Annotated in this window: 13 protein-coding genes; 7 read left to right on the forward strand and 6 right to left on the reverse strand. The window is 41.9% G+C overall.

Annotated elements, in window-relative coordinates; genetic code table 11:
• Positions 1-38: 38 nt before the first annotated feature.
• The 3 genes from CDG79_RS10620 (at position 39) to CDG79_RS10630 (ending at position 2,689) form a co-directional block, all read left to right on the forward strand.
• Entirely contained in the window at positions 39-581 is a 543-nt protein-coding gene (locus CDG79_RS10620) for a (2Fe-2S) ferredoxin domain-containing protein (protein WP_094342165.1), read from the forward strand.
• Between the two features lie 326 nt (positions 582-907).
• The gene (locus CDG79_RS10625; protein WP_094342106.1) at positions 908-2,062 is read left to right on the forward strand and encodes a PD-(D/E)XK nuclease family protein; all 1,155 of its coding nucleotides are present in this window, start codon (positions 908-910) and stop codon (positions 2,060-2,062) included.
• Between the two features lie 51 nt (positions 2,063-2,113).
• Positions 2,114-2,689: a Uma2 family endonuclease gene (locus CDG79_RS10630; RefSeq protein WP_094342107.1), complete on the forward strand. Its 576-nt coding sequence runs from the start codon at positions 2,114-2,116 to the stop codon at positions 2,687-2,689.
• A gap of 240 nt (positions 2,690-2,929) precedes the next feature.
• Here the strand turns inward: CDG79_RS10630 and CDG79_RS10635 are convergent, their stop codons facing one another.
• Positions 2,930-3,859 (reverse strand): PEP-CTERM sorting domain-containing protein, encoded by a 930-nt coding sequence (locus tag CDG79_RS10635; RefSeq protein ID WP_094342108.1) that lies wholly within the window; start codon positions 3,857-3,859, stop codon positions 2,930-2,932.
• Between the two features lie 573 nt (positions 3,860-4,432).
• Positions 4,433-5,815, reverse strand: coding sequence for a glycerol acyltransferase (locus CDG79_RS10640; protein ID WP_094342109.1), 1,383 nt, complete (start codon positions 5,813-5,815; stop codon positions 4,433-4,435).
• 150 nt (positions 5,816-5,965) lie between these two features.
• Between CDG79_RS10640 and CDG79_RS10645 the strand changes: the two genes are divergently transcribed.
• Positions 5,966-7,780 (forward strand): proline--tRNA ligase, encoded by a 1,815-nt coding sequence (locus CDG79_RS10645; protein WP_094342110.1) that lies wholly within the window; start codon positions 5,966-5,968, stop codon positions 7,778-7,780.
• Positions 7,781-8,157: 377 nt separating this feature from the next.
• Positions 8,158-8,775 (forward strand): GerMN domain-containing protein, encoded by a 618-nt coding sequence (locus tag CDG79_RS10650; RefSeq protein WP_094342111.1) that lies wholly within the window; start codon positions 8,158-8,160, stop codon positions 8,773-8,775.
• A gap of 57 nt (positions 8,776-8,832) precedes the next feature.
• Here the strand turns inward: CDG79_RS10650 and CDG79_RS10655 are convergent, their stop codons facing one another.
• The 3 genes from CDG79_RS10655 to efp all read right to left on the reverse strand — a co-directional run bounded on the left by CDG79_RS10655 (position 8,833) and on the right by efp (position 10,466).
• Positions 8,833-9,180: an ArsR/SmtB family transcription factor gene (locus CDG79_RS10655; RefSeq protein ID WP_012407243.1), complete on the reverse strand. Its 348-nt coding sequence runs from the start codon at positions 9,178-9,180 to the stop codon at positions 8,833-8,835.
• A 61-nt stretch (positions 9,181-9,241) separates the two neighbouring features.
• Positions 9,242-9,799: an acetyl-CoA carboxylase biotin carboxyl carrier protein gene (accB, locus tag CDG79_RS10660; protein WP_094342112.1), complete on the reverse strand. Its 558-nt coding sequence runs from the start codon at positions 9,797-9,799 to the stop codon at positions 9,242-9,244.
• A 109-nt stretch (positions 9,800-9,908) separates the two neighbouring features.
• The gene (gene efp / locus CDG79_RS10665) at positions 9,909-10,466 is read right to left on the reverse strand and encodes an elongation factor P (protein ID WP_094342113.1); all 558 of its coding nucleotides are present in this window, start codon (positions 10,464-10,466) and stop codon (positions 9,909-9,911) included.
• Positions 10,467-10,656: 190 nt separating this feature from the next.
• Here efp and CDG79_RS10670 point away from each other — a divergent pair, with 190 nt between their 5' ends.
• Positions 10,657-11,763, forward strand: a complete 1,107-nt coding sequence (locus tag CDG79_RS10670; RefSeq protein WP_094342166.1) for a peptidylprolyl isomerase — start codon at positions 10,657-10,659, stop codon at positions 11,761-11,763.
• Positions 11,764-11,824: 61 nt separating this feature from the next.
• On the opposite strand, the gene CDG79_RS10675 is transcribed toward CDG79_RS10670, so the two are convergent.
• A complete protein-coding gene (locus CDG79_RS10675) occupies positions 11,825-12,406 on the reverse strand; it encodes a Uma2 family endonuclease (protein WP_094342114.1) in 582 nt (193 codons plus the stop codon).
• Between the two features lie 90 nt (positions 12,407-12,496).
• Between CDG79_RS10675 and thiL the strand changes: the two genes are divergently transcribed.
• Positions 12,497-13,504, forward strand: coding sequence for a thiamine-phosphate kinase (gene thiL / locus CDG79_RS10680; RefSeq protein WP_094342115.1), 1,008 nt, complete (start codon positions 12,497-12,499; stop codon positions 13,502-13,504).
• Positions 13,505-13,548: the final 44 nt, after the last annotated feature.

Genomic DNA, 13,548 nt, shown 5'->3' on the forward strand with positions numbered 1-13,548 from the left:
ATCCCCAATCCCCAATCCCCAATAACTTTTTATCAATCATGGGTGACAAACATTTGACGTTATCAGAATTGAACCTTGAGGGACAGTTACTAGGTTTTGTTGGTGGTGAATCAGGAAAATATAAATACTTGCAATTGGCAATTCCATCTGGAAATGTGGAAATTAAACTGTCTAAAGAGTTGCGCCGTTCTCTAAGTTCATCCTTAGTTCCTGGTCAGCAAGTTCGCGTTTGTGGTTATAGTAAGATAGATTCGCGTACAAGTGAAATTAAAATTAAAGCCTATCAGGTAACATCAATTAATGGGTGTCCAAAGCAAGATTTACCACCTCAAACCAAAGCGAGGATTATGGTATGTCAAAAGGGCGGTTGTCTGAAACGTGGTGGTAAAGGGTTATTATCAGAATTAGAAAAAACTTTGTGCGATCGCGGTTTGTTAGACAAAGTTACCATTGAACATACCAGTTGCCAAAAATGCTGTAGCAGCGCCCCCAACTGTGTTTTACACCTTGGTAAAAAGAAATACAAGAATATTCATCCTGAAGCGATCGCATCTTTGCTAGAAAGTCATTTAACTCAATAGTAGTAACCTTCTCTAGCTATTATTAAAAAAATACACAACTTTGTAGGGGTAAAAATTTTACCTCTATTTGTTCTAAGTATCATACAGTAATCTTGTCAAACTGCGATCGGCTAAGTTATAACTGCTGCAACGTTAGTTTGAAAAGTCTAATTTATTACTAGCCAGGCGACTAGAAGTCACGGCTACACAGACAAAACCTGCCTCCGCAGGTTAAAAACTGTTGATTTTTTCTTAGTCCACGGAGGTGGACTTTGTTTGTGTAGCCGCGATTTCTAATCGCCCGGTATATTTGCTTTTTTGGAATTATCTTAAATAGTTAAAAATAAATGTCTTTATTTACCAATTTACTCAACCTGCATTCAGGAAACAAACCGCGTGAAGATTTTTTTACTGAGATTGTTGCTTATTTTTTATCCTTGAATAAAGATATTTTAATTGATTGGCTAAAACATCACTCAATCATTAGTGATAATAATTATTCCAGCATCAAAATTTCAACTCAGCAAGAACATCAAGCACTGGCGAGCCATCCTGAAGACAGTAGACTTGATATTGTGGTTGAATTATCAAATGGTTTAAGCACAGATGTAATATTTATTGAATCAAAAATTTGCTCTACAGAAGTACCGGGGCAATTAAAAAAATATGCTGAGATTTTGAGTAATTTACCAAATGTCAGACATCGAATTTTAATTTACATTACCCGTGATTATGACCCAAAAGATGAAAGAAAAAAATACTGCCTTGATTTATTACCCAAGGTAAATTTTTTCCAACTCAGGTGGTATCAGTTTTATAGCTTCTTAAAAGAACGCGCGTCCGATATCTTAGCACAAGAAATATTAATCTTCATGAGGAAAAATGGAATGTCTCACACTAATCAATTTTCATCAGTTGACTTATTGACAATAGTGAATTTTAACAAAACTCTCAATCTCATGGAATCAACCCTCAGCGAAGAAGTACAACGCGAATTCAAGCTAGCTTTCGGAGGTGTTATCAAAGGCGCAGCAAGTATGACTCAATGGAGATGGAGCAGCAGATATATTATATATACTAAGTTTTCAGGCGATAATTTTTGGTGTGGTCTTGGATATTTTAATTTAAATCCAGATAATTTTACGGAATATCCATATCTAGGTATATGTTTAGAGGTCTCCCCTCATTTTGTAGAACGCCCAAAAATTATTGAATCCATGCACAAAGTCATTAACGATCAGCCTAATATATGGACTCCTGAGAATTTAACCATCTTGCCAGATTGGTCAGCTATTTTTTATCGAAAAAGCCTACAAGAGTTTTTATCTCAAGAAAATCAACTATCTGCTATTAAAGATTTCTTCTTGAAATCCATTAATGAACTCAAAAATATTCAGCCAGATTTTAACTTTCCTTGGAAGGGTGTAAGTATAGAAACAGTTACAGAAGTTGATAAAGAAAAAGATCCAGACACCTCACCACCCTCCATCACACAACTTTAATCAGCTACAGCTATATTAAGATAAAAATAACTCTGCATTCTCGTAGCTGTTATGAGCCTTACCACTGCTAAACGCTTTACTATAGCTGAATATCACCGTCTAGCTGAACTCGGCTTCTTTGAGGAGAATGAGCGAGTTGAGCTAATTAAGGGTGAAATAATCCAGATGGTAGCAAAAGGTACACTGCACTCTGTTTGTGAAACACGCCTAGAGAGAGAATTGTATAAGCTAGTAGGCGATCGCGCAACCCTGCGAGGACAACAACCAATTACTTTGTCTAACAACAGTGAGCCTGAACCAGATAGGGTAATTGCAAAAAATAGAGATGATGACTATCTAGCGAATCATCCCAGCCCATCTGATATTCTACTCTTAATTGACATTGCCGATTCATCCTTAAAATATGACCAAGAGGAAAAGCTACCTATTTATGCAGAAGCAAATATCTCTGATTATTGGATATTTAATTTAGTAGATAATTATCTGGAGTGCTACAGCGAACCTTATCAAACTTTGCAAGTTAAATTTGGTTATCGCCGCAAGTTAATTTTTCTGCCAAATGAATTAGTTAATCTGCCCTGCCTCCCTGATTTAGTTGTGGATTTATCTAAGGTATTTCCAGGTTAGGATATAAAACGCGATCGCTCAATTTTATTATCGTGAGTAGACGCGCTATATTACCCTATATAATGGTGTTTAAAAAAAGAAATGCCCTGACTAAAAAGTAAAGGCATTTAACTTTATTTCTTTAATATGTAATGGCTAAATCTACACAGTTTGGGATACTTTTCACTTAAGCTTTATCCAAAATGCTATTACTCACTGAAGATAAATCAAGCCTTATTGCAAATAGTCCCCACCCAATTGTTACGCTAATTTCTTGCGTCGCTTGCTACCAGCCAAAGCCAGACCAACAATTCCTAAACCAGCGAGACTAGCAGGCTCAGGAGTCGATTGGACAACACCAGATTTCTTGAATTCAAATGCAATGGTTTGTGTGCCATTAAATTTGGTGGCATTATAGCCAGTGGTTAGCAACTGCTGCGTTACATTACCCTGTGCTAAGAACGAGATTCCACTCAGATAATTTCCAGAGTTGATGACATTAAGATTAAATGTATTGTCCTTGCCGTTATTGGTAAAGTAACTACTGGTCAAATCACCATAACCGACAGTACCACCACCTTGTGCTACCTGACTTTCGTAAGAATTCCCTCCTCCTGCTAAACCACCGTATGTAGCAACAGTGTAGCCCTCTTTGATATTAGTAACTGTCTTTGCCTGAACATCACTATAAACACCGAGTTGTTGTACCCCTGAAGCATTAACTGAGGAGAAATGAATACCAAACAAATCCCCACTGCTCATAGCATTGTCAAAGGTCTTACCGGCCATATTGAAGAACAAATCACCATATCCAATCTGACCGCCAGCAGCACCCCCTTCAGCCTCTCCTGTTAACTTCATATTGCCATTGATTGCCACAATGACGCTGGTAGCAGTTTCTTTAATAGCCATACCAGAGATATCGTAGGGATTGACTGAACCTGGTGCAGCACCAACCCAGTAATTCCCGTTCATCCCATCTTTGTTTGAATCGAATGCATATTGCCAGCCATTAGCATCAGTGGAGTTTTGACCCATCAAAAGACCAGTAGTGTCATTCATACACTCCAAAGATATGCTAAATGCTGTTCCCTTTAAGTCGGAAGCATAGGCTCCTTGACCAGCCACAAAGAAGATTCCAAAAGTAGCAACGCCAACCTTCAGTAAATTGAATAAGATTTGAGTTTTCATTATTTATAACTTGATTTAGAGAATCACAATTTTCTGGACTTCTCTATTTGTAATTTGAATTACAAAAATAGAAAAGCGTGATTATTCTGAAAATATAATTTGGATAACTTAACGGTAATTTTATAAAACTCAAAGAACAAATGACATATTTAGTTAAAATTGCTTTTATCTAACCCATTGGATGAAAGGTTAAATAAGAGCAAAGCCTAGCGGGTCTAGTAGCCTACGATTTTCTGCACCCATTTATTTAGACAGTTTTGCAAAACTTTTGAGTTTGTGCAAGCTTAATAAACCATATCCCGGCAGCATCTCCGTACAGGGCATCTAAAGCCGCGATCGCTAGAACTTCTTTATCTGCATTGATCTACGTTTAGAAAGTAATATCGGGTTTGGATGAACACTTGGGTATTTAGATTGCCCTCTTGCAAGTTAAGGAAGTCAGGAGCCAAGGGGCGAAATCATCCCATGATTCAGCAGCGCCCAATTTTTAATTAATAATTTTTAATTTTTAATTGGAGCGAGGCGACTTGACAGCTTTATTCTGGTTCCTAACTAAAGGTGCAACCCTCCTAATCAAATCAATCCTTCCAACGCATGTTGCAAATCATTAGTAACATCAGCAACAGCTTGTCTAGCAGCCAAGCGATTTTCTTTATACGCTGGGTAACGCTCAGAAATAGATATCGGTTCACCCACAGTTATTTTTACCTTTTGCTTGCCCAATTGTGGACGCTGTATACCTTTATCGCCTTTGATTTTAGCAATCATTTGCCATAAAATTAAAGTTGTCTCGGCAAACCTTTCTACCGTCGGTTTTTCACGAATATAATTACCAGAAACTGCCACAAAACTTTCTACTAAACGCATGTGCCACATTCGCGCATTCGCTTCTTCTGCAACGCGATCGCCTAAAGCTCTTTCGACGGCAGATACTCCTTTTACATCCTTAAATTCTTCTCTAAATATATAATTCCAGCCAGCTTGTTCTACTCGCCGACAACGGTCACTTAAATTACCTTTTGACTGCAAATCAAAATGCTGCTCTGATATTAACAACGCTGCATTCAATAAAGCTTGTAAACGAACTGCTAATGCTTCATTTCTATCTGGAATTTGCCCATTGACAATGTTAGGATCTGGCAGTTTTTGATGATAAAAACGTGTGTAAAATTCTTCCATTAGCAAAAGTAAATGTTCTGCCAAAGTCAATAGGCGAGGATAAAGCGACTCTATCGAAGCATTTTCTGCTGAATTCACAGGTAAACCACTAGCCGCTTCCAATTCACTTAAAAGATTTGCGATCGCACTCCAAGGAGCATCAACGTAACTATATTTAATCCCAACTGGTACAATTAGAACCTGTTGGTCGCTTCCAGCTTTGTGCAAGTCTTCAGCACACCAAAAGCCTAATTGGGCAATACCGGGTTCCAAAGGACTGATATTCTCCGATAAACCATTGGTTGCACCCTCTGGCGCAGCAGCCATCGGGAATTTCCCATTGGCAAACAAGTCACGCGCCGAACGTAAACCTGTCCAGTCAGCCTTACCTCGCTGAATCGGAGTCCCACCTAAATGAGAAGCAATCCAACCAACGTGGGAACCTGCCCATAGAGGAATGCCGCGATCGTAGATAAAATGAGCGTGAATCGGAAGTTGTAGTGTTGTGTCCTGCGATCGCGCTATCTTTGGTACAAGTTGAGATAACAAGTAGGCTAAACAAAGTGGATCGTCTGTTTTCGGATGGCGAAATGCCAGCATAAAACGGATCTTACCCTCCTGAAACTGGCGATAGAGATCCACTAGAACCTCTATGTTGTCTGCTTCAATTTGGGTAATAGATGTTTGCCAGTTTATCCAACTGGGTAGCAACAGATGGACGAATCGTAAAAATAAGGGGTTAAAGGCCGGAGGAATAAATTCTAAGGGTGCTTGTGCTTGATAAATTACATCTGCCAAGGTAATTTTCTCCTAAAGTTGCGAACAAAAAAGGCGGAAAGCTATAAATAAAAATGAAAAAGAAATAACACTGTATACTTTGTACTTCATCCTTAATACTTCATACTTTAGTTGACATAGAAATTAGCGATCGAATAAAGGCTATAAACGATGCGACTGTCACAAATGTTATTCGTTACACTCCGGGACGATCCAGCTGATGCTGAGATTCCTAGCCATAAATTATTACTCCGTGCAGGCTACATTCGTCGCATCGGTAGTGGTCTTTATGCTTATTTGCCGCTAATGTGGCGGGTACTGCAAAAAGTTTCCCAGATTGTGCGGGAAGAAATGAACGCTACAGGCGCACAAGAATGTCTCTTACCACAATTACAACCTGCGGACTTATGGAAGGAATCGGGACGCTGGGACACTTACACCAAAGCTGAGGGGATCATGTTTTCCCTAATTGACCGCCGCGAGCAACAATTAGGATTAGGCCCAACTCATGAGGAAGTAATCACAGCGATCGCTCGTGATATGATTCGCTCGTATCGGCAGTTACCACTACATCTCTACCAAATTCAAACCAAGTTCCGCGATGAAATTCGCCCCCGCTTTGGTTTAATGCGCGGACGGGAATTTATCATGAAGGACGGCTATTCTTTTCATGTTGATGAAGCCAGCCTCAAAGAAACTTACCAGGATATGTATAAAGCGTACAGCAATATCCTGCGGCGTTCTGGTTTAGCTTTTCGGGCAGTGGAAGCTGATTCTGGTGCAATTGGTGGTTCTGGTTCCACAGAATTCATGATTTTGGCGGAAGCTGGTGAAGATGAAGTTCTCTATACTGAGGATGGTAAATACGCCGCTAACGTAGAAAAGGCTGTTTCTTTACCAATTGATGCCGAAACCTCACGGTTTACAACATATCAGAAACGAGATACACCTGGAACAGAAACCATTGAAAAGGTTTGTCAAATCCTCAAATGTTCTCCCACTCAATTGGTGAAAAATGTCCTTTATCAGACAGTTTATGATAATGGTACAACGGTGTTAGTTTTGGTAAGCATTCGAGGCGATCAGGAAGTTAATGAAGTCAAGTTGCAAAATGAATTGACTAAATTAGCTTCTGAGTATGGCGCTAAAACTATTATTAGTTTCAATGTCCCAAATGTAGAAGCCCAGCAAGCATGGAGAGCGAAATCTCTACCTTTAGGCTACATTGCGCCAGATATCGCAGATGAGTATATTACCGCCAATAAACAGATTCATCCCAACTTTTTGCGCTTGGTGGATCAAACAGCCGTTGATTTAAAAAACTTTGTTACAGGCGCGAATGAAGTTGGTTATCACGTAGTTGGTGCTAATTGGAGCGAGCAATTTAAGTTACCAGAAAAAGTAGTAGATATTCGTAAGTCAAGAACAGGCGATCGCGCCATCCATAACCCAGAACAAACCTTACAAAGCGCCCGTGGAATTGAAGCCGGTCATATATTCCAATTAGGCACTAAATATTCCCAAGCAATGGGTGCAACTTATACCAATGAACAGGGTGAAGAAAAGCCACTATTTATGGGTTGTTTTGGTGTGGGAGTGTCACGATTAGCACAAGCTGCCGTAGAGCAATCTTACGATAAAGATGGGATTATTTGGCCAGTTGCGATCGCTCCTTATCACGCGATCGTCACAATTCCGAACATTAAGGATGCTCAACAAGTCGAAATCGCCCAAAAGCTTTACACCCAACTCAATCAAGCGGGAATCGAAACCCTACTAGATGACCGCGATGAACGGGCGGGAGTGAAATTTAAAGATGCTGACTTGATTGGTATCCCTTACAGAATTGTAACCGGACGCGCGATCGCTAATGGCAAAGTCGAAGTTGTAGAAAGAGCCACCCGTAAATCTCAAGAAATTGTCATTGATGAAGTTACAGCGACACTCAAACAGTGGATTACCGAAGTAATAGACGGTAAAGATTAAACGCATAGGCGCTTCTCTACGAGACGCTACGCGAACGCCTTCCCGCAAAGGGCGCAAAGGTTTAGGCAGAGGTTCGCAGAGGGTTCTTCACTAAGCACTCAGGACTTTTGTGAGAAATACTCCGCGTTCCTTTGCGTTATCCTCTGCGTTGTAAATTTAATCTTCAATCATCTCCAGAAAGAATGAGATTTACATAATTTGGTAGGTGACGGATTAGAAATAAAAATTCTAAAATTGAATTAGGGACTTGCAGAATTAAGAGGCATAAAGTAAGTCTCCTCTGGGTTGTGGAAACTCTCAACTTATAAGTATCGTCGTTAACCAGGCTGCTCCTCACATAACTACCATATCAGCCCTCAGTTAGGAAGGTTTTGAACATGAAAGACCAACAAGGATCTAATCGTATTTCTTCAGGCGCAATTGCCGCAGTCTCAGCAGTGGTTGTAGCGGTGGGTGGTGGTGTGGCTTGGTTTACCTCCCACTCCAGCAATACTCCCATACCGTCAAACCCCTCTGGGCAAATCGCTCAACCAGCACAGCCATCAACTAGACAGCCAGTTGCTAACGAAAAAACCCCCAATGTTTATTGGCTCACACCAAAAGACAAAAATGTTGTTTTGGTTCCCCAGCCTGTTAAAGTCGCTTCTATACTACCTAACCAGCCTTTAGAAGCAGCTTTCCAAAGTTTGTTAGCAGGGCCAACAACAGAAGCGACAGGTTCCACAACTATCCCAAAAGGAACCAAACTTTTGGGGCTGAAATCAGAAAATAACGAAGTTCACGTTAATTTATCAGAAGATTTTACCAGTGGTGGTGGTAGCACATCAATGATGGGTCGCGTGGGACAAGTTGTTTATACTGCGACAACTTTAAATCCCAAAGCCAAGGTGTACATTGACGTGAACGGCAAACCGTTGGATGTTTTAGGTGGTGAAGGTTTAGAGTTACAACAGCCACTAACTCGTGAAAGCTTTGATAAAAATTATCAGCTTTAGTCATTGGTCATTAGTCATTAGTCATTAGCAAAGGACAACTGACAAATGACAACTGACCTAACGTTTGCTATTTAATACACGAAAATTACGGGCTTGTTCTTCTAACCTTGTGGCAAGGCGATCGCAAACCCGATTACACAAATCAAAAATCATTTCATCTTCCACCCGGTAATAGGCGCAAGTTCCTTCACTGCGGCGGCTAAGGATACCTGCTTGCCACATTACCTTCAGGTGTTTTGACACATTTGCCTGAGAAGTCTGTGTTGCCTCTACCAACTCTTGCACGCATTTTTCTTCATCCCGTAATAAGTGGAGCAGCCGCAAGCGCATCGGCTCACTTAACAGGCTGAAGTATTCAGCTACTTGTTGCACCACTTCTGGCGGTAAAGGCAACGTTTGTTTCATCAGGATTAACCCGCAAGGACTGAAGTTTTAACAATTACTCACTTCATATATAGATTAATACTTAATCGGGGTTAATTCGCATCAAAGGTTGACCATATTCTACAGCGTCACCATTTTGGAGAAGAATTTCCATCACCTGTCCAGAGACTTCGGCTTCGATTTCATTCATCAGCTTCATGGCTTCAATGATACAGACTGTTTGACCCTTGCGGATGCGATCGCCAACTTCCACAAATGCCGCTTCCCCAGGTGCAGGAGCGCGATAAAACGTTCCCACCATTGGGGAAGGCACTTCTACTAATCTCTGGTCAATGATTGAGGGAGGATTTACTGATACCTGCAATTGTGTGCTACTACCAGTATTCTCAAACACGCGAGATGTGGACACCTCCGTTACCTGACTCGTGTTCGTCTGGTTTCCTCCAGATGAACCCGATGTCAAGCCCGAACCTACCACACCGCCGAAGGTCGGTTGACCTACCGACAACATCTGATTGCTGACGCTCACAGCCTTACGGACTGTTAGTTCAAAATCATCGCTTTTGAGCGTGACTTCTGCAATATCTGTTTGTGCGATAGTTGCCAATAGTTGGCGGATTTCATTAAAGTCCAATGGCACAGTTTTTATTACCTCGACCTATCCGTAAATTAGCATCTTAAGTGTGGCAGGGATTTAATCCTGATGTAGGGATTTCAATCGGGAACAAGCATCTCCGTAGAGATGAAAGTTATTCCCTGCTGATATACTTATCTTCTTGGGTATCAACTTTGATGCGTTCTCCTTGAGAAATAAACAAAGGAACCATCACAATTGCACCAGTTTCCAGAGTTGCGGGTTTTGAGCCACCGGTGGCAGTGTCACCTTTTAAACCTGGGTCTGTTTGGACAATTTCTAGAACCACAGATTTAGGCAATTCTACTCCTAGCACCTGTTCGCCCCATTTAATAACTTCAGCTTCCATACCTTCCTTCAGGTATTTGACGCGATCGCCAATTTGTGCGCGGGTCAATCTACCTTCTTCGTAGGTTTCCATATCCATAAAGACGAACTCATCGCCCTCTTTATAGGTATGCTGCATCGTGCTTTTTTCTAGAGTAGCTTGGGGCACAGTTTCTCCAGCTCGGAACGTTTTTTCCATCACGCTCCCACTCTGAACATTTTTTAACTTAGTTCGGACAAAGGCAGAACCTTTACCTGGCTTGACGTGTAGGAATTCAAGCACTCGCCATACAGACCCATCCAATACAATTGAAACACCGGGTCGAAAGTCGTTACTGGAGATCATGAAACTTTCAAATTTTGGAAGACAATCGGCATTTATTGTACCCTTCTAGAGTAGTCATTGGGCATTTGTCATTAGTTAGTTGTCATTTGTTCCCCTGCCCTAGACCTCTGATCCACTCATCACCTAACGTGGGAAGATTATTTATGGGTTACGTCCAGTCAACAATTTAATGCTGCATTTGAGTTATCCCATGCTTAACTTATTAAAATCCTGGCTGAAGAACAGCCTAATGGCAATACTGCTGGTAACAATATTTTTAGGCATAACTACAGCTGGGTGGACTCCCTCCAGTAGCGCCGCGCTGCCATCTGGCAACGCAATTACCGATGGCAAGGCTTTGTTGCGATATGCACTCCCGATAGATAACAAACCTGTACGGCAACTACAAGCCAGTCTAGAGGACATCTCTGCCCAGCTGCGGGCAAATCGGCGATGGGGTGCAATTTCCAAGGACATCAGCAAAGCATCCCGTATTCTCGATAAACCCTCCCAAATCTTAACAAGCGTTCCCGCAGAACGCCAACCCCAAGCTGAAGCTTGGATTACCGAGTTGAAATCTGGGGTGGGTAAATTAGAAGAATTGGCGAACAGCAAAGATAAAGAACAAATTCTACAAGAAAGAGGCAAACTTCTGAATCTCGTGACTCAGCTAGAAGAGTCAATGGTGAAAGAATTCCCCTTTGAAGTACCTGTCCAGTACAGCAACCTGCCACAACTTAAAGGTCATGCCACTGTAGAAATCAAAACCAACAAAGGCGATTTGACCGTTGTAGTAGATGGTTATAGCGCCCCTGTCACTGCTGGTAATTTTGTCGATTTAGTACAGAAGGGTTTTTATAATGACTTAGAATTTACCCGTTCTGAAGAATCTTACTTTCTGCAAACTGGAGATCCTGCGGGGAAAGACGTGGGTTACATTGATCCCAAGACGGGCAAATATCGCGCTATTCCTTTAGAAGTCTTAGTTCAAGGTGATAAAGCACCTACTTATGGTATTACTCTAGAAGAAGCTGGTCGTTACGTTGATATGCCAGTTCTACCTTTCTCTGCTTTTGGTGCAGTCGTGATGGCTCGTCCCGAAAGTGAAGTAAATGGTGGTTCATCACAATTCTTCTTCTTTTTGTTTGACCCAGAACTCACCCCCGCCGGACGCAATCTATTGGATGGTCGTTATGCCGTTTTTGGCTATCTCACCGAAGGCAGAGAAGTTTTGGATAAACTGAAAGCAGGTGACAAAATTGAATCGGCAAAAGTCGTCCAGGGAATAGAAAATCTGGTTGAGCCGCAAGCAGCATAAGAAAGAGGCAGGGGCAAAATAATTCCTAACTCTTGTACAGACGCGATTCATCGCGTCTCTCCTAACTCCCCTGATTTAGATTGCCGGCAGCGAACACTCGATCGCAGTTGATCGCCATTTCTGGAAAAGTCCGCGATCCAATTTGCTGGTCGCCAGTAAACACCGTCTCTTCGTAAAATCCTTCTTCCAGCCACAGCACAGAAATCTTTTCTTTTAGTGGGTCTACAATCCAATATTCTGGCACTTCAACCGCCGCATATTCAGACCGCTTATAACGATAGTCCCGGTTTATAGAATCTGGACTGACTACCTCTACAATTAGTAATGGTGGGGACTCAAAGACTGCTGATGCATTGATCAATTCTCTTGCTTGCTCCTGCGTCACCACAGACAAGTCAGTTAACCTAGACTTATTTTTCCCCGTCCTCGTCCCAGTTTCGCGAAAAGTTAACCAAGGTAAACTCAAGCGCTGAATTTCCGCTATGAATGCGGTATCTAAAAAAGCGACAATCAAGAAATGTTGAATTGTAGGGGGATTCATTAATTCCAGCCTGCCATCTACTAGCTCGTAGTGAAAACCACTGCCATCATCATAAGTTAAGTACTCTTCAAATGTGAGCTTTGTTACTGGTATAGAGACCATTCCAACATCCCCCTAGACGATACCTTTATCGTAACTTGGGGGAGTTGGGGATGAGGCAGATAGGGAGAATTAACCAATAACAAATGACTAATGACTAAAGAAGTTAAAGACATTGGCGAACAAGGTCTTTTAGAAAGATTACAGGGTTTCTGTCCACCAGAGATTATTGGCGATGATGCCGCAGTCCTTAAGACTGCACCAGGGCAATCTTTGGTGGTGACTACAGATGTTCTAGTTGACGGCGTACATTTTAGCAACCTCACCACTTCCCCAGAAGATGCTGGTTGGCGGGCTGCTGCTGCCAATTTATCAGATTTAGCAGCGATGGGTGCTTCCCCATTGGGAATTACCGTTGGGTTGGGACTCCCCGGTGAAGTTAGGGTGAGTTGGGTTGAGCGACTGTATCAGGGAATGACAGAATGCCTGCAAAAATACAATACCTCAATTGTTGGGGGTGATGTGGTGCGATCGCCTATAACTACTCTGGCAATTACCGCTTTTGGTCAAGTTAACCCTAGTCAAATTATCCGCCGTTCTGCTGCTGTAGTGGGAGATGCGATCGTTGTTACAGGCGTTCATGGAGCCTCCCACGCTGGCTTAGAACTGCTTTTACACCCCGAATTAGGACAAGACCTCAAACATGCAGAACGCATGGCTCTAATCCGCTCACACCAGCGCCCACAGCCACGATTAGATGTGTTACCAATCCTCTGGAAAATTTTAGTATCCCCATGCCCCAGACCCATTGCCGGTATGGATAGTAGTGATGGTTTAGCAGATGCGATTATCCAAATCTGCCGCGCCAGTGGTGTTGGCGCTGTCCTAGAACGCAGACAAATTTCCATGCCAGTAGCTTTTGACCATTGGCTAACACCAGAACAAGCACTAGCTTATGCTCTATACGGTGGCGAAGACTTTGAATTAGTGCTTTGCTTGCCACAAGAGTTAGCATTAACATTAGTACAACATCTTGGTCAAGGTGCTGCGATCGTCGGCAATATTACACCCGGCTCAACAGTACTATTACACGACGAACAAAAAAAATTCCCTGACCAAGTTCTGAGTCTCAGGCAGGGATTTCAACATTTTTGTCAATAGTCCTTTGTCATTTTTATAATGACCGATGACTAATGACTAATGAC

It is taken from the genome of Nostoc sp. 'Peltigera membranacea cyanobiont' 232, assembly GCF_002245985.1.
Classification (GTDB): Bacteria; Cyanobacteriota; Cyanobacteriia; order Cyanobacteriales; family Nostocaceae; genus Nostoc.